Annotated in this window: 14 protein-coding genes; 3 read left to right on the top strand and 11 right to left on the bottom strand. The window is 57.8% G+C overall.

The window, feature by feature from the left end; genetic code table 11:
* From JN524_RS03125 to JN524_RS03115, 3 genes are all read right to left on the bottom strand, one after another.
* Positions 1-960, bottom strand: a complete 960-nt coding sequence (locus tag JN524_RS03125; RefSeq protein WP_003218556.1) for an AAA family ATPase — start codon at positions 958-960, stop codon at positions 1-3.
* Between the two features lie 394 nt (positions 961-1,354).
* A complete protein-coding gene (locus JN524_RS03120) occupies positions 1,355-1,708 on the bottom strand; it encodes a hypothetical protein (RefSeq protein WP_095136368.1) in 354 nt (117 codons plus the stop codon).
* The gene (locus JN524_RS03115; protein WP_202368435.1) at positions 1,699-1,983 is read right to left on the bottom strand and encodes a hypothetical protein; all 285 of its coding nucleotides are present in this window, start codon (positions 1,981-1,983) and stop codon (positions 1,699-1,701) included. Before JN524_RS03115 ends, JN524_RS03120 begins: the two co-directional genes overlap by 10 nt.
* A 62-nt stretch (positions 1,984-2,045) precedes the next feature.
* Between JN524_RS03115 and JN524_RS03110 the strand changes: the two genes are divergently transcribed.
* A complete protein-coding gene (locus JN524_RS03110) occupies positions 2,046-3,437 on the top strand; it encodes a hypothetical protein (protein ID WP_202368434.1) in 1,392 nt (463 codons plus the stop codon).
* Between the two features lie 46 nt (positions 3,438-3,483).
* Here JN524_RS03110 and cui read toward each other — a convergent pair whose 3' ends face one another.
* The 3 genes from cui to JN524_RS03095 all read right to left on the bottom strand — a co-directional run bounded on the left by cui (position 3,484) and on the right by JN524_RS03095 (position 5,318).
* The gene (gene cui, locus JN524_RS03105; RefSeq protein ID WP_202368433.1) at positions 3,484-4,059 is read right to left on the bottom strand and encodes a colicin immunity protein Cui; all 576 of its coding nucleotides are present in this window, start codon (positions 4,057-4,059) and stop codon (positions 3,484-3,486) included.
* Between the two features lie 78 nt (positions 4,060-4,137).
* On the bottom strand, positions 4,138-4,938 hold the full coding sequence (locus JN524_RS03100; RefSeq protein WP_202368432.1) for a colicin-like pore-forming protein: 801 nt from the start codon (positions 4,936-4,938) through the stop codon (positions 4,138-4,140).
* 53 nt (positions 4,939-4,991) lie between these two features.
* Positions 4,992-5,318, bottom strand: coding sequence for a hypothetical protein (locus JN524_RS03095; RefSeq protein ID WP_202368431.1), 327 nt, complete (start codon positions 5,316-5,318; stop codon positions 4,992-4,994).
* A 686-nt stretch (positions 5,319-6,004) separates the two neighbouring features.
* Between JN524_RS03095 and JN524_RS03090 the strand changes: the two genes are divergently transcribed.
* Complete coding sequence (locus JN524_RS03090; protein ID WP_202368430.1) at positions 6,005-10,900, top strand: NAD-glutamate dehydrogenase; 4,896 nt, start codon at positions 6,005-6,007, stop codon at positions 10,898-10,900.
* A 165-nt stretch (positions 10,901-11,065) separates the two neighbouring features.
* Here the strand turns inward: JN524_RS03090 and JN524_RS03085 are convergent, their stop codons facing one another.
* From JN524_RS03085 to pdxR, 4 genes are all read right to left on the bottom strand, one after another.
* Positions 11,066-11,779 carry an ATPase gene (locus JN524_RS03085; RefSeq protein WP_202368429.1) on the bottom strand — a complete coding sequence of 238 codons (714 nt, stop codon included), beginning with the start codon at positions 11,777-11,779 and terminating at the stop codon, positions 11,066-11,068.
* A 241-nt stretch (positions 11,780-12,020) separates the two neighbouring features.
* On the bottom strand, positions 12,021-12,422 hold the full coding sequence (locus JN524_RS03080; protein ID WP_202368428.1) for a cupin domain-containing protein: 402 nt from the start codon (positions 12,420-12,422) through the stop codon (positions 12,021-12,023).
* A gap of 188 nt (positions 12,423-12,610) precedes the next feature.
* A complete protein-coding gene (locus tag JN524_RS03075) occupies positions 12,611-12,904 on the bottom strand; it encodes a putative quinol monooxygenase (RefSeq protein WP_103486380.1) in 294 nt (97 codons plus the stop codon).
* Positions 12,905-13,027: 123 nt separating this feature from the next.
* Positions 13,028-14,461, bottom strand: coding sequence for a MocR-like pyridoxine biosynthesis transcription factor PdxR (gene pdxR, locus JN524_RS03070; RefSeq protein ID WP_202368427.1), 1,434 nt, complete (start codon positions 14,459-14,461; stop codon positions 13,028-13,030).
* Positions 14,462-14,778: 317 nt separating this feature from the next.
* Here pdxR and JN524_RS03065 point away from each other — a divergent pair, with 317 nt between their 5' ends.
* Positions 14,779-15,219, top strand: coding sequence for a carboxymuconolactone decarboxylase family protein (locus tag JN524_RS03065; RefSeq protein ID WP_202368426.1), 441 nt, complete (start codon positions 14,779-14,781; stop codon positions 15,217-15,219).
* 293 nt (positions 15,220-15,512) lie between these two features.
* On the opposite strand, the gene JN524_RS03060 is transcribed toward JN524_RS03065, so the two are convergent.
* Complete coding sequence (locus tag JN524_RS03060; RefSeq protein ID WP_202368425.1) at positions 15,513-15,827, bottom strand: hypothetical protein; 315 nt, start codon at positions 15,825-15,827, stop codon at positions 15,513-15,515.
* Positions 15,828-16,005 lie beyond the last annotated feature (178 nt).

The raw sequence follows: 16,005 nt of genomic DNA, 5'->3' as shown, positions 1-16,005 counted from the left end.
TCAAGCGACGGCTACGACGTCGAGAATCCGCTGCACCACCCGATCCTGATCGATGCCGGCGGCTTCGGCTTCAAACGACAGAATGATGCGGTGACGCAACACGTCGAACAGCACCGCCTGAATGTCTTCCGGGCTGACGAAGTCGCGCCCGGCCAGCCAGGCGTGGGCCCGGGCGCAACGGTCGAGGGCGATCGAGCCGCGTGGACTGGCGCCATAAGCGATCCACTCGGCCATTTCCGGGTCGAACTTGGCCGGGGTGCGCGTGGCCATGACCAGTTGCACCAGGTATTCCTCCACGGCGTCGGCCATGTACAGACCGAGGATTTCCTTGCGCGCGGCGAAAATCGCTTGCTGGCTGACCCGGCGCTCGGGTTTGGTTTCGCCGTTGAGCGCTTCGCCGCGGGCCTGTTGCAGGATGCGGCGTTCGACGGCGGCGTCGGGGAAGCCGATTTTCACGTGCATCAGGAAGCGGTCTAGCTGCGCTTCGGGCAGCGGGTAGGTGCCTTCCTGCTCGATCGGGTTCTGCGTGGCCATCACCAGAAACAGCGGTGACAGTTCATACGTGCTGCGGCCGACGCTGACCTGCCGTTCGGCCATGGCTTCGAGCAGCGCCGATTGCACCTTGGCCGGCGCACGGTTGATTTCGTCCGCCAGTACCAGGTTGTGGAAGATCGGCCCTTGCTGGAATACGAAACTGCCGGTTTCCGGGCGATAGATCTCGGTGCCAGTGATGTCGGCCGGCAGCAGGTCCGGGGTGAACTGGATGCGATGGAACTGGGCTTCGATGCCCTCGGCGAGTTCTTTGATCGCTTTGGTCTTGGCCAGACCCGGAGCGCCCTCGACCAGCATGTGGCCGTCGGCGAGCAGGGCGATGAGCAAACGCTCGATGAGTTTTTCCTGGCCGAGAATCTGCGTTGAAAGAAAGGTTCGCAGCGCCAGCAGCGCTTCACGATGTTCCATCGGTGACTGTTCCTGGAAAGGGTGGCCGCAGGCGTTCGGATAACGCCGGGGCTGGGGGCGTTACTTTAATCCATCGAGGGGTGCGGCGACTAACGGCATTTTGCGCAAAGTGCGGGAAATGACTGGGGGATTTGTTGGAATTTTGTAGCCGGAGAAAGGTGCAGTGTTCTTTCGGACGCCTTCGCGAGCAGGCTCGCTCCCACATTTGAACGGTGTACACCCGTCAATGTGGGAGCGAGCCTGCTCGCGAAGGGGGCAGTCCAGACGACTTCAAATTTCGCCTCATCGCTGGCAAGCCAGCTCCCACAGGTATTAGAGGTGCGAATGCGATTTGTGCAACACATCGGCCACTGTGGGAGCTGGCTTGCCAGCGATGAGGCCAGTCCAGCCGATATCAAATCTGGCTGATATAGGTCCCGGTGCCATCCAGAATATTCTTCAGGGTTTCTTCAACTTCAGGCAGATCCACCATATCCGGATTGAAAGTGATCTCCAGCACATCATCGCCATTCAGCGCATCGGCATCCGCCGCCGCGATTTCAATCTTCAGCAGGGTCTTGGACAGGGTGACTTTCACGCCGTCGAGCGTCGAAGGCTCGCCATCCAGGGTGATCTCCAACTCGTCCTCGTCCGGATAGCGGCTCATCAGAAACATGTCGCCCTTGTCGCTATGGCAGCAGAGCATGGCCATGTTGTCTTCTTCGTCGTCGCACGGGTTGACGATCAGTAGGGCGGTGGTCATTTGCATGGGGGAATTCCTGGCCGACGGGCGCTAAGTGCAATCGAAAGCGCGATTTTGCCAGCGTTGGCGCATTTGCGCTGCTCTCTTGCATGGGTTGCTTTGTTGATACCTGCAACAAGAGGGGGCGTGAAACCTGGCGGAATCAATGAACAAGGAAAATTCCGACAGATGAATCCTGTGTTGAGGGTTGAAATTTCCGAGGACGCCGCAGGGAAAATTAATTGTTTGAACTTGGCAGCCATTTTCTGCTTTTTCGCTTGTTTTATCGCCACGATTGTCATTATTTTGCGGTTCGAACGCAAAGGAGTGCGTCAACTCAAACCGAAAAAAAGGACCTCTTTCAATGCATTCGTATTTCGAACGCGCTGAGGAAATTGCACACCTGTCCGACGATCAGATCGAGCAGATTTATCAGCGATATCTGGACGGGGAAAAAAGCGCTGCGCTTCTGGCCGAGTATCAGATCCCTGCCACTGTTCGCAGCTTGCTCAAGGTTTTGCCGCCGATTGTCAGTCAGGATCTGAAGTGCCCTTATTGCGATGTGCCGATGTGGGTACGTCGGCACGCCCGGGGCACTCCGATCTCGCAGCGTCATCCTTACAAGTGCATACGGTGCGAGCACCGATCTGCATCCGCCCGCCATGGCCGACGCATGGCGTGTACTTGCCCGGCATGTTGCCAGGTTCATCAGCAACAATTGGCGGCGCAGGCCGAGCGTGATCGCCGCGAACTTGAATCGTGCTTCGGTATACCGAGTCCGGCGGTGCCGTATTCGACCCTTGGGTTTGTGCAGAAACTGACGTTGCTGGCCTTGCTTGACGATGGCAATGCCAACCATCCCGAATGGATCGCGCCGTTGAGCGCGACATCCCGAAGCGAACATCTGGCACCGAGCGTCGAGGCCAGCGAGGAAAGATTGAAGAGTCTGCACGAGGCTGGCGTGTTAACGGTCGCGACGAGCTCTGATATCAGGGCCTTCGATCGCACTGAGGGTTGCAGTATCAGTGACTATTCTGCAGTGCGCTGGCAGCCTAATGTGGCACTCGGCGGAGTTGCGCGCTGTAATCGGGAAAGTCTGTACCTGACGCTATATCAGGAGTTGTCCGGCGAGATTCAGGTCGCCTGGAAGAGCGAACTCTACGGGCTGATTTTCGATCTGGCCCGAGAAGAATCGCTTCAATACATCCGTGTGCTGGCCAACGAAGTCAGTTTTTCGTTCACGGCCGAGGCGCGTGCCGAAACGGTTGTGGGGCAACTCCTGCAGGATTTTTCAGTAAGCCAGCTCTACTACTTCGCCCGCCTGGCAGTAAAAAACGCTGCGCACTTCTACGCCACCGGTAACTCCAAAGGTCGCAATCATGCGTCCAACACCATCCCGCGCAACATGCTCGGGACCGCTCAGGATGCCCTGACTCGGAACTGGCGCAAAAACGCACACCGTGATTCGCGGGTACCGCAATCGGCGTTACATCGGTTGTTGTATGACGTAGTGCTCAAGGACAGCGGTGCCGGGTTTTCCAAGTCGCCGGGAATGTATTGGCGCGATGAACTGGTGCCGCAGTTCTTCTCCCGTGCAGCTTTTGACAGCGACCTGCTCGGTCATTTGAGGCTGTTTTGCCGAGAGTGTGACTCCAGCAATATCGACGCCAGCATGGATAAATTGATCCTGAAAACCATGTGTTACGACTGTGCCACCGTGAGCAAATTCAGGGCGTTCGAGGAGCTGCCTGACTGATGATGGGGGGCTGTAAACAGCTCAGGAAAAAGGGAAGGCATAGCGCTCAATGAGAGTGGCGGCGTTCCCTTTTTTCCTTCCGTTTTTTGAACAGCAAGTACGGAAAGTAAAAAAAGATTCGGTGGATCAGAAATGGGATGACAAAGAAAATTATCAACATGCCTGAAGAGAATGTCGAGTAAAACAATATGTTTTGTCCAAACAGGTTTCCATATTTCCCGGTGCCTTTTCCAAGATCTGTTTCGGTTAAATAAAAAGCTAACATAAAGAACATAATCATAAAGGCTGTAAAGAATATTCCGGTGATGAGTCGAGTTAAAATCCTGTTTTTGTACTGGGCAGGGTCAATCTTCATTGTTTTGTAAACTTTGTAGAATAGAATTGGCGCAAATATTGGTCCGGCAACCGCTACATAGTTTGCGGTTGCTTTGGAGCTGAAGGGGAATAAGGAAGACCAGAATCCGCTCAAGCCGAAAAGCTGGTTGTCCAGGAAGTCGTTGATGGCAAAATCCAGGCTGCTTTGCGGGAGTGCAGGAAGAAGAAGGTTTATAAAAAAGATCGGCGCGCAGAAAAGGCAAATCAATAATGGAGGCACAGTCAGTTCAGGCGGGTTTTTATTCATCTTGGTGTTCTCCGGTAGGCCGGCTGTGTTGTCTGTTTGACAGGGCCAGCCGGAAGGCTGGCCCGTTACAGATGTTTGCTATCCTTTTGAGGAAGCGCTGTTGAACTGATCAAGGATCAGTGTATTTATTTTTTCCACGTTATCTGCGCTCAAAAAGGCTGCTGCCAAGGCAATCAATAAGCCGACTATCACGATACCGGGTACGGTAGTGACCAGTGCCGGGAAGAAGTAGGCGGCGGTCACTGCCAGTAGTGCGCCCGCCCCCATACCAGCCGCAATACTCTCAAGCTCCAGCATCAGCGGTTTCCAATTGCCTTCCTGAAAACCAATCGCAGTTTTCTCGATCACCGAGTGCGCCTGCACGATTTTTCCGGTTACGCCAAATCCTTTGGCGAGCCGATTGACACTGTCCATGTAGGACGCCTTGTCCAGCGCGTTCAGTGCGTCGACAACCGCACGGGTATCCTGCGGGCTGAGCTTTGCATTCGGGTTGGTTCGCACCTGCTCGAACGTTCGCAGCGCCTCGTTGTAGCTCCTGATCTTTTTCCCTGATACATCCTTTTGAAGATCCATCACCACTTGATGCAGGTTGGCGCCGTATTTCTCGAGAATGAATTTGTTCGCGTCGGCGACGTAAGCCACCGCGCGTTTGTAGTCATCAATACGTTTGGCCTCCGCTTCAGCAGCGATCCGTTGTTTTTCTTCCTCCAGTCGCAGAGCAGCCTGACGCGCCTGCTCTTGTCTTTGCGCCTCTTCAGCTTGTCGCGCCGCTTCGGCGGCCTGCTGTTGGGCGAGGGCCTCGGCCTGTCGCCGAGCTATTTCGGCATACAGTCTGGTCTGGCGGTCTTGAAGATTTGCGATTTGTTCGTTCAGAAGCATGGCGTCGTAAGTGGCTTGTAACTTCGCATATTGTTGCGACGTTTTAATATCCCTTAATTTTTGCTGCAGTTCGGTGTTTTTTTTTGAAAAAGCAATTCATTGACAATGTTGGTGGCTTTGTTTAGCCATGTATCGGGAGTGGGGTGGGTCAGCGGTGGGTGTCTGCTGTCTATAATGTTCAGCTCTGTTTGCAAGCCTTGCTCTAAATTGCGCTTTTTTTCCAGATAGTCACTTTCTATCGCCAGTGTGAGCCCATGCATCGGGTTGCCCAGCGGATAATTCTTGAGAATATCTCCGCGAATGGTGCCAGGGTTCAAATTGATGATTTCCCAGGAGCCATCGCCGTAGATTATTGTTGTCGGAAGTTCAAGTTGTCGCATGTGTTGATTCCTTTCTTTGATAGAGACCCGTTCCGTGGGTCGGTTTGATAACTGATGTCTGGTTTTTTATGAGGTGCGCTTATATAGATAGCACTACCGATTTTTGCGTTCAAATTGTGCTGTAGGAATTCGGTCTTCAAATTATGTGAGACATTTCTTGTCAGTTTGTAAGGATTCTTTAGTGTGTTTCTACTTGTTGTTTTTATTGGTTTTTTGGTGCGAACAATCGAAGGCTGTGTAAGCTTTGGCTTGGGTGATTTTCCAAGGAGGAAAGGTGCGGCAGGAACGAATTTCAGGTAATCGGTCATTTCAGGTGCGCTTGCCTGTTGAGCGGCCACCTGAAGCGCGAGAATTCTCTTTGGCTGCTAATGTTTACCGGTGCGTGGGGCCGCGTTTACGTGCCAATGACCGAATATGTCGCAGCACCGCAAGCAGACACATTGTCGCACCCATTAAGCTGCGCAACGGATGAGCACCCGTAAAGACATTGTCGGCAGCCTCGACAGTCGTTTTTGCAGATGCCCATTCAATGGAAGGTGAATGTGACCCGAGTGTCTCGTCCAGCTTCACCCACCTGTCCCCCTGTTTCCTCTGCCCGAGAATCAGGAACAGGGCGACACAAGCCCCGCAAGGGGTGTTGCACGCGACGCTTTCCATCAATAACAAGCTTAAGCGGAGTACCACAGATGGCGTTCTTCACCGCAGCCAGCAAAGCCGACTTCCAGCACCAACTGCAAGCGGCACTGGCGCAGCACATCAGTGAACAGGCACTGCCACAAGTGGCGCTGTTCGCTGAACAATTCTTCGGCATCATTTCCCTGGACGAGCTGACTCAACGTCGCCTCTCCGACCTCGCTGGCTGTACTCTTTCCGCGTGGCGCCTGCTTGAGCGCTTCGATCACGCGCAACCGCAAGTGCGCGTCTACAACCCTGATTACGAACGCCACGGCTGGCAATCGACCCACACCGCTGTCGAGGTGCTGCACCACGACCTGCCATTTCTGGTCGACTCGGTCCGCACCGAGCTGAACCGCCGCGGCTACAGCATCCACACCCTGCAGACCACCGTGCTCAGCGTACGCCGTGGCAGCAAGGGCGAGCTGCTGGAAATCCTGCCAAAGGGCAGCACCGGCGAAGGCGTGCTGCACGAGTCGCTGATGTACCTGGAAATCGACCGCTGCGCCAACGCGGCCGAACTCAATGTGCTGAGCAAAGAGCTGGAGCAGGTGCTCGGTGAAGTGCGCGTCGCGGTCGCTGATTTCGAGCCGATGAAGGCCAAGGTGCAGGAGATCCTCACCAAGCTCGATAACAGTGCATTCGCCGTCGATGCCGACGAAAAGACCGAAATCAAGAGCTTCCTGGAATGGCTGGTGGGCAACCACTTCACCTTCCTCGGCTACGAAGAGTTCACCGTTGTCGATCAGGCCGATGGCGGTCATATCGAATACGACCAGAATTCCTTCCTCGGTCTGACCAAACTGCTGCGCACCGGTCTGACCAACGAAGACCGTCACATCGAAGACTACGCAGTGAACTACCTGCGCGAACCGACCCTGCTGTCGTTCGCCAAGGCTGCGCACCCGAGCCGCGTGCACCGTCCGGCCTACCCGGATTACGTGTCGATCCGTGAAATCGACGCTGATGGCAACGTCATCAAGGAACACCGCTTCATGGGCCTGTACACCTCCTCGGTGTATGGCGAGAGCGTGCGGGTCATTCCGTTCATCCGTCGCAAGGTCGAAGAAATCGAACGCCGCTCCGGCTTCCAGTCCAAGGCTCACCTGGGCAAGGAACTGGCGCAGGTACTCGAAGTGCTGCCGCGTGATGACCTGTTCCAGACCCCGGTCGACGAACTGTTCAGCACCGTGATGTCGATCGTGCAGATCCAGGAACGCAACAAGATCCGCGTGTTCCTGCGCAAAGACCCGTACGGTCGCTTCTGCTACTGCCTGGCCTACGTGCCGCGCGACATCTATTCCACCGAAGTGCGGCAGAAGATCCAGCAGGTGCTGATGGAGCGCCTGAAGGCCACCGACTGCGAGTTCTGGACCTTCTTCTCCGAGTCCGTGCTGGCTCGCGTGCAGCTGATCCTGCGTGTCGATCCGAAGAACCGCATCGACATCGATCCGTTGCTGCTGGAAAAAGAAGTGGTACAGGCCTGCCGCAGCTGGCAGGACGACTACGCGGCACTGACCGTCGAAAGTTTCGGCGAAGCCCACGGCACCAACGTGCTGGCGGATTTCCCGAAAGGCTTCCCGGCGGGTTACCGCGAGCGTTTCGCGGCGCATTCGGCCGTGGTCGACATGCAGCACCTGCTGAGCCTGAACGAAAAAAATCCGCTGGTGATGAGCTTCTATCAGCCGCTGGGCCAGGTGTCCGGTCAGCGCGAGCTGCATTGCAAGCTGTACCACGCCGACACCCCGCTGGCGCTGTCCGACGTCTTGCCGATTCTGGAAAACCTCGGCCTGCGCGTGCTGGGTGAGTTCCCGTACCGTTTGCGTCACACCAATGGCCGCGAGTTCTGGATTCATGACTTCGCGTTCACTGCGGCGGAAGGTCTGGAGCTGGATATCCAGCAACTCAACGACACCCTGCAGGACGCGTTCGTCCACATCGTCCGTGGCGATGCCGAGAACGATGCGTTCAACCGTCTGGTGCTGACTGCCGGTCTGCCGTGGCGCGACGTGGCGCTGCTGCGCGCCTACGCCCGTTACCTGAAGCAGATTCGTCTGGGCTTCGACCTGGGTTACATCGCCAGCACCCTGAACAACCACACCGACATCGCTCGCGAGCTGACCCGGTTGTTCAAGACCCGTTTCTACCTGGCGCGCAAGCTGGGCAGCGATGATCTGGAAGACAAGCAACAGCGTCTGGAACAGGCGATTCTGACTGCACTGGACGATGTTCAGGTGCTCAACGAAGACCGCATCCTGCGTCGTTACCTGGACCTGATCAAGGCCACTCTGCGTACCAACTTCTATCAGACTGACGCCAACGGCCAGAACAAGTCGTACTTCAGCTTCAAGTTCAACCCGCACGCGATCCCTGAGCTGCCGAAGCCGGTACCGAAGTTCGAAATCTTCGTTTACTCGCCACGCGTCGAAGGCGTGCACCTGCGCTTCGGCAACGTTGCGCGCGGTGGTCTGCGCTGGTCCGACCGTGAAGAAGACTTCCGTACCGAAGTCCTCGGCCTGGTAAAAGCCCAGCAAGTGAAGAACTCGGTCATCGTGCCGGTGGGCGCGAAGGGCGGCTTCCTGCCGCGTCGCCTGCCACTGGGCGGCAGCCGGGACGAGATCGCGGCCGAAGGCATCGCCTGCTACCGCATCTTCATCTCCGGTCTGCTGGACATCACCGACAACCTGAAAGACGGCGCGCTGGTACCGCCGGCCAACGTCGTGCGTCATGACGACGATGACCCGTACCTGGTGGTGGCCGCGGACAAGGGCACTGCGACCTTCTCCGACATCGCCAACGGCATCGCCATCGACTACGGTTTCTGGCTGGGCGACGCGTTCGCTTCCGGTGGTTCCGCCGGTTACGACCACAAGAAAATGGGCATCACCGCCAAGGGCGCGTGGGTCGGCGTACAGCGCCACTTCCGCGAGCGCGGCATCAATGTTCAGGAAGACAGCATCACTGTGGTCGGCGTCGGTGACATGGCCGGTGACGTATTCGGCAACGGCCTGTTGATGTCCGACAAGCTGCAACTGGTTGCCGCGTTCAACCACATGCACATCTTCATCGATCCGAACCCGAACCCGGCGACCAGCTTCGTCGAGCGTCAGCGCATGTTCGACCTGCCGCGTTCGGCCTGGACCGACTACGACACCAGCATCATGTCCGAAGGCGGCGGCATCTTCTCGCGCAGCGCGAAGAGCATCGCCATCTCGCCGCAGATGAAAGAACGCTTCGACATCAAGGCCGACAAGCTGACCCCGACCGAACTGCTGAACGCCTTGCTCAAGGCGCCGGTGGATCTGCTGTGGAACGGCGGTATCGGTACTTACGTCAAGGCCAGCAGCGAAAGCCATGCCGACGTGGGCGACAAGGCCAACGACGCACTGCGCGTCAACGGCAACGAGCTGCGCTGCAAAGTCGTGGGCGAGGGCGGTAACCTCGGCATGACCCAACTGGGTCGTGTGGAATTCGGTCTCAATGGCGGCGGTTCCAACACCGACTTCATCGACAACGCCGGTGGCGTGGACTGCTCCGACCACGAAGTGAACATCAAGATCCTGCTGAACGAAGTGGTTCAGGCCGGCGACATGACCGACAAGCAACGCAACCAGTTGCTGGCGAGCATGACCGACGAAGTTGGTGGTCTGGTGCTGGGCAACAACTACAAGCAGACCCAGGCTCTGTCCCTGGCGGCGCGTCGTGCCTACGAGCGCATTGCCGAGTACAAGCGTCTGATGAGCGATCTGGAAGGCCGTGGCAAGCTGGACCGTGCCATCGAGTTCCTGCCGACCGAAGAGCAGATCAACGAGCGCGTTGCGGCAGGCCATGGCCTGACCCGTCCCGAGCTGTCGGTGCTGATCTCGTACAGCAAGATCGACCTCAAGGAACAGCTGCTGAACTCGCTGGTGCCGGACGACGACTACCTGACCCGCGACATGGAAACTGCGTTCCCGCCGACCCTGGTCAGCAAGTTCTCCGAAGCCATGCGTCGTCACCGTCTGAAGCGCGAGATCGTCAGCACCCAGATCGCCAACGATCTGGTCAACCACATGGGCATCACCTTCGTTCAGCGACTCAAAGAGTCGACCGGCATGAGCCCGGCGAACGTGGCTGGCGCCTACGTGATCGTGCGTGACATCTTCCACCTCCCGCACTGGTTCCGTCAGATTGAAGCGCTGGACTACCAGGTTTCCGCTGACGTGCAACTGGAGCTGATGGACGAGCTGATGCGCCTGGGCCGTCGCGCTACGCGCTGGTTCCTGCGTGCCCGTCGCAACGAGCAGAACGCTGCCCGTGACGTCGCGCACTTCGGTCCGCACCTGAAGGAGCTGGGTCTGAAGCTCGACGAACTGCTGAGCGGCGAAATCCGTGAAAACTGGCAGGCGCGTTATCAGGCTTACGTCGCGGCCGGTGTGCCGGAGTTGCTGGCGCGTATGGTGGCGGGTACCTCGCACCTGTACACCCTGCTGCCGATCATCGAAGCGTCCGACGTCACTGGCCAGGATCCGGCCGAAGTGGCCAAGGCCTACTTCGCCGTGGGCAGTGCGCTGGACATCACCTGGTACCTGCAACAGATCAGCGCGCTGCCGGTTGAAAACAACTGGCAGGCCCTGGCTCGTGAAGCGTTCCGCGATGATGTGGACTGGCAGCAACGTGCGATCACCATCTCCGTCTTGCAACAGGGCGACGGCACTCAGGACGTGGAAGCACGTCTGGCGCTGTGGATGGCGCAGCACGAAAGCATGATCGAGCGCTGGCGCGCCATGCTGGTGGAAATCCGTGCGGCGAGCGGCACGGACTACGCCATGTATGCAGTAGCCAACCGTGAACTGCTTGACCTCGCGTTGAGCGGTCAAGCGGTGGTGCCTGCGACTGCTGCGAATGCCGAGCTTGAACTGGCCTGAGTAGTGGTTGAATGAAAAAGCCCCTGCATTGTGAGATGCAGGGGTTTTTTTATGTCTGTTGGTTTTGTGGTGGTCGGGCTGGCCCCTTCGCGAGCAGGCTCACTCCTACAAGGGAAACGCATTCCAACTGTAGGAGTGAGCCTGCTCGCGATGGCGCCCTTTATATCAATACAACTTATGTGCTTGTTTACTATCGAGCATCGACACTTTATCTGTCGGTCTGGTCAATAAATTATTCAGCGACTGATCAAACTTCTGCAACGCCCGAACTTGCACATCCTGCTGTTGATTAATATCCGCGACTATCTCTTCCGAACGCTTGAAGTCCGCCCACACCGGCGTCAGTTCCTTCGCTTCAGAACCTTTCGCCGTACCGATGTAGTTCAACTTCGCATCATAGAAATCCGCACTGACATCAGCCTTGATGTCGGAGCTGCGCGAAGTGATCAACTGGCTGTGGGTGTCGATGATCGCCACCACATCGGGGTGCGCCGCGCGCAGGCTCTGCATGTCCGGGTACACCGTGACCGAGCCGAACTGCCGTTGCAGCGAGGCCTTGACCCAATCCACCGCCATGTCCGGTTTCGAGGTGGCGACGTAGGCGTCATGGATCGGCTGCACCAGCAGGCTCTGGCCGAAACCGGTGCCGGCGTTGGCTTGATAGTCACGCAGGTATTCGCGGTTGGTCAGGGTGCTAGGGCTGTAGACCAAGCCCAGTGACACGCCGGGACCGCTTTGCACCTGGGCGGCGCTGCTACGGCCGACCGGTTGGGTGAACAATGTATCGAGGGACGACACCGCTTTCGGCGCGGTGGGTACGGAACAGGCGGACAAGGCTAAAACCGATATCGCCAAGGTACTGGCAAAGGCAAGTTTCATGATGAGTCTCCCGTGAAGCAACTTCAGTCGGAAAGTCAGAATTGTCGCGGCTGTGGGTGACGGGCGCACGACAGTTGACTCAGACTAAACCCGCCAACCTGTAAATAAGCTGACAATTTTTCGAGTTGTGGCGATGCATTAGTTTTATTGGCTTTAAAGCAAAGCGGTTAATTGCCTCGGGAAATAAAAAGGCGCAAAACAGTGTTTTGCGCCTTTTTATTTATGGCTGTGCCAACAACCATCAGTTTTTCAAGGGGATCAGTACTTGCTCGTCCGGGGCCAATACCATGAACACCAGCAACTTCGCCGGTTTGGTGTTGCTGGCATTTTTCGACACCAGATGTTCGGAGCCGGCCGGTTCGTACCAGAACTGGCCTTTCTTGTAAGTGATCGGCTGTTCGCCCTTGACCTGGGAAATCACTTCACCTTCGAGCACGTAGGCCATGGCGGTGCCGTCGTGCTTGTGGGCGATCGAGGACTGGCCGGGTTTGTAGTCGACTTCGATCATCATGGCTTTCTTGCCGGGGGCGTTCTTCAGCATCTGGTCTTGCAGGACGGTGACTTTCTCGGATGGGTCGTGGGCCAGTGCTGCGGCAGATACAGACAGGGCGAGAACGGCGGTGAAGAGGTGCAGGGCTTTCATGTTCGATCACCAGTTGGGGAGGGGTGGTGACCACAGTAGTCTGCGGGGTGGGGTATTCAAACGGCCAATATTCGGGAAGATCGGGTGACCAATCGGCCTCGGCCAAAAAACAAAAGAACGCAGCCTGCGGCAGCTCCTACAGGGATTGTGTAAGAGTTGCCGCAGGCTGCGATCTTTTGATCTTGCTTCTAAACGATCGGGAAACTGTTGAAATCCACACTATTGGCCAGACGGCTATCGATCAGGTCAATAAACCCCTGCGCCTCGGGCCGGTTGAAGTGCGCCTGCATTGCCGCTTCCGACTGCCAGCGCGCACTCACCGTCCAGCGGTGGCTGTCCTCGGGGCAGCGGTCGACCATGTAGGCGTCGCAGCCCGGTGTCTGACGCAAGGTGTCTACGATCTTCTGCAACTGCCGACCGAGCTCTTCCGAACGGCCGGCGGCGGCGCGCACCTGAACGGTGTTGATCACTTCGTTGGACATTGCTCACACTCCTGAATCAGGCCGGACGAATCCTGCTCATTGAGGGATAACGCCTGTGCAGAATAGGCCTGCACCCCGTGACCACCAATAACCAATCGGCGGTTTATCACCCAGACCAATCATTCACGCCACTTGTTGCAGAATGTCGCGCAGGCGATTCAGAGCGGTGTCGATATCGAGGGTTTCAATGGCGCCGAAGCCGAAGTACAGGCCGCTCTTCACCGGCTGTTGATAATGAAAAATGTCGATGGAATACAGCCCGACCTCGACTTTTTTCGCCAATTCGATCACTAGCGGCAGGTCGATCGGCACCTTGCACAGCACCGCCATGTGGAATCCGGCACTGGGCGGTATCGCCTCCAGCCACGGCGCCAGATCCGTGGCCATACGCGCCAGAATCCGTTCGCGGCGCTGGGCGTAAATCCCGTGGCAACGGCGGATGTGCTTGAGCAGGCAGCCTTCGGCAATGAACTTGGCCAGCGCCCATTGCGGCAGGGTCGAGGCGTGCAGGTCGGTGAGTTGTTTGGCGCGGATCACCGCTTCGAGAATCGCCGGTGGCAGGATCGCGTAACCCAGACGCAGCTCCGGCAGCAAGGTCTTGGAGAAGGTGCCGACGTAGGCCACGATGCCGCGCTGATCAAGGCTGAACAGAGAGTCCGTGGGCCGCCCTTCGTAGCGGAATTCGCTGTCATAGTCGTCCTCGATGATGATCGCGCCCAGCTCATAAGCCCGGGCCAGCAAAGCCTCGCGGCGCGCCTGGCTCATCGGCATGCCCAGCGGGAACTGGTGCGACGGCGTGACATAAATCATCCGCGTGCCCTCGGGAATCTGCTCGACCACAATCCCCTCGGCATCCACCGGGATTCCGACCACTTCGGCGCCGTGAGTGCCGAACAGCAACCGCGCGGGCGGATACCCCGGATCCTCCATCGCCACCCGGCTGCCGGGGCTGATCAGCACGCGAGTGATCAGGTCCAGCGCCTGCTGCGCGCCGTTGCACACCACGATGTCTTCGTCCTGACAGTTGATCCCGCGCGAAAAGGCGATGTGCCGGGCAATCGCATTGCGCAGCGCCGGTAGGCCTTCGGGCACACTGTAGAAACCTTTGGAGCCGGCCATCTGGCGCATCGCGTGCGACACGCAACGGCGCCAGTCGTCATGCGGGAACTGGCCCTTGCTGGTGGCGCCGCCGATGAAGTCGTAGCGCAACGAACCTTCCAGCGACGGGTGGCGCAAGAACACCGGCAGGTTGCGCCAACGCTCGATCACCTCGGCGCTGGCCAGTTCGGTGTGGCTTTGCTTGCGCTGAATCTGCGCCGGGCGGGCGTTGACGTAGGTGCCTTTGCCGATCACCCCGGTGAGGAAATTTTCGTAAGTCAGCTGCGCGTAGGTGTCGGAAATGGTCTTGCGCGAGATCCCCAGTTGCTCGGCCAGCAGACGGCTGGGTGGCAACTGCGTACCCGCCGCCAGCCGCCCGGACTCGATGGCGCCGCGCAGCTGCTGGTACAACTGACCGGCGAGGTCCTTGCGGCCATTGATCACGACGTGAAGTTCCATACCGACGCGGCTCCGGGGGGGCGAATTGAATGCCCGCCAGATTACTCCGCTTTGCCTGTTCGTCAGTAGATGCGCATCGGAAAATCCACAAATTGGCCCCAATCCCTGTAGGAGCTGCCGGAGGCTGCGATCTTTTGACTTTGATTTTTTATCGGCAAAAGCAAGATCAAAAGATCGCAGCCTGCGGCAGCTCCTACAGGGGATTTGTGTGGGGCCAGGGTTTCAGTGGTGTAGCGGTTTTCCGTGGAATTGGGGCTGTAACGCTGGCAGTTCAGCGCTTACCGTGAACTCATCATTCCGCTTCCCGAGACCTACCCATGTCCCCGCGTCTGGACTACTACAACGCATCGCCCAAGGCGATGAAAGCGATGATCGCCATGGAGGCGCTGACCAGCGACCTGAGCATCGAGGCGCCGCTGTTGCAACTGATCAGGATCCGCGCTTCTCAGCTCAACGGCTGCGCGTTCTGCACCGACATGCACTCGGTGGACGCGCGGCGGGCCGGGGAGAGTGAGCGGCGTTTGTATGCGATTGCGGTGTGGCGCGACAGCGGCTTTTTCAATGCGCGTGAGCGGGCGGCGTTGGCCTGGGCCGAGGCAGTGACGCTGTTGGCGGACAGTCATGTGCCGGATGATGTTTATCAGTTAGCCAAAGCGCAATTCAGCGAAGCCGAACTGGTGGATCTGACCATGGCCGTCACCACGATCAACAGCTGGAATCGCCTGGCGGTAAGCTTCCGCCAAACCCCAAGCGACTGACATGCACATAACCTGTGGCGAGGGAGCTTGCTCCCGCTCGGCTGCGCAGCAGTCGCAAAACCTTTGCATGCGGTCTGTCAGTTAAAACCGGTTCGGCAGATTTGGGGGCGCTGCGCACCCCAGCGGGAGCAAGCTCCCTCGCCACAAAGATTGGTCTTCAGTCCGGTGGAGAGATCGCAGCCTTCGGCAGCTCCTAGATGGGATCGAATGTAGGAGCTGCCGAAGGCTGCGATCTTTTGATTTTTAAAAGCAAGATCAAGAGATCGCAGCGTGCCGCAGCTCCTACAGGATCATCACTTTGGTGGGCGTTGCGGTTTGACTGAAGTGCCGAAAGTGTTGCCCATGCGTGTTCCAGTTGCGGCCGGGGTTGCAAGCCCAACCTGATTCGGTGGCCGCTTGTTCACCGGCACATTCAGTGCTTCCTGATTCTTTTCCGCAGCGGCAGCCCCTTCCGGATTGTTGCCCATCTGCTGACTCAGACAATCGTAATTCGGCGCCTTGTAGCCACCCACCGTCACCTCCACACAGCCCAGCGGCTGCTCGGCGTGGGCGCTGGCGATGGCGCTCAGCAGCAGCCCGCCGAGGGCGAATTTCCACAGTGATTTCATGCAAGCCTCCTGGCCGGCCCGAAGCGGCCGTTCTCTGAATGCAGTCTAGTGCAAGCCTTGGGCGAATCCCGTGATGGTTTTTTTGCACCGCCCGTCACACCAGATTCATAAACAGCCATCAGGATGACGGTTTTCAGGGGTACGTCAGCCGTGCAGCGAGGCAGTTCCAGGGACGGTC

Source organism: Pseudomonas sp. MWU318 (assembly GCF_016756945.1).
Classification (GTDB): domain Bacteria; phylum Pseudomonadota; class Gammaproteobacteria; order Pseudomonadales; family Pseudomonadaceae; genus Aquipseudomonas; species Aquipseudomonas putida_A.
This window is presented reverse-complemented; position numbering and strand designations above follow the sequence as displayed.

Coding starts and splice junctions, on each gene's coding strand:
- JN524_RS03110 (WP_202368434.1), top strand. CDS start 2,046: ATGCATTCGTATTTCGAACGCGCTGAGGAAATTGCACACCTGTCCGAC.
- cui (WP_202368433.1), bottom strand. CDS start 4,059: ATGAATAAAAACCCGCCTGAACTGACTGTGCCTCCATTATTGATTTGC.
- JN524_RS03120 (WP_095136368.1), bottom strand. CDS start 1,708: ATGCAAATGACCACCGCCCTACTGATCGTCAACCCGTGCGACGACGAA.
- JN524_RS03075 (WP_103486380.1), bottom strand. CDS start 12,904: ATGTCCAACGAAGTGATCAACACCGTTCAGGTGCGCGCCGCCGCCGGC.
- JN524_RS03115 (WP_202368435.1), bottom strand. CDS start 1,983: ATGACAATCGTGGCGATAAAACAAGCGAAAAAGCAGAAAATGGCTGCC.
- JN524_RS03060 (WP_202368425.1), bottom strand. CDS start 15,827: ATGAAATCACTGTGGAAATTCGCCCTCGGCGGGCTGCTGCTGAGCGCC.
- JN524_RS03080 (WP_202368428.1), bottom strand. CDS start 12,422: ATGAAAGCCCTGCACCTCTTCACCGCCGTTCTCGCCCTGTCTGTATCT.
- JN524_RS03065 (WP_202368426.1), top strand. CDS start 14,779: ATGTCCCCGCGTCTGGACTACTACAACGCATCGCCCAAGGCGATGAAA.
- JN524_RS03085 (WP_202368429.1), bottom strand. CDS start 11,779: ATGAAACTTGCCTTTGCCAGTACCTTGGCGATATCGGTTTTAGCCTTG.
- JN524_RS03100 (WP_202368432.1), bottom strand. CDS start 4,938: ATGCTTCTGAACGAACAAATCGCAAATCTTCAAGACCGCCAGACCAGA.
- JN524_RS03125 (WP_003218556.1), bottom strand. CDS start 960: ATGGAACATCGTGAAGCGCTGCTGGCGCTGCGAACCTTTCTTTCAACG.
- JN524_RS03090 (WP_202368430.1), top strand. CDS start 6,005: ATGGCGTTCTTCACCGCAGCCAGCAAAGCCGACTTCCAGCACCAACTG.
- pdxR (WP_202368427.1), bottom strand. CDS start 14,461: ATGGAACTTCACGTCGTGATCAATGGCCGCAAGGACCTCGCCGGTCAG.
- JN524_RS03095 (WP_202368431.1), bottom strand. CDS start 5,318: ATGCGACAACTTGAACTTCCGACAACAATAATCTACGGCGATGGCTCC.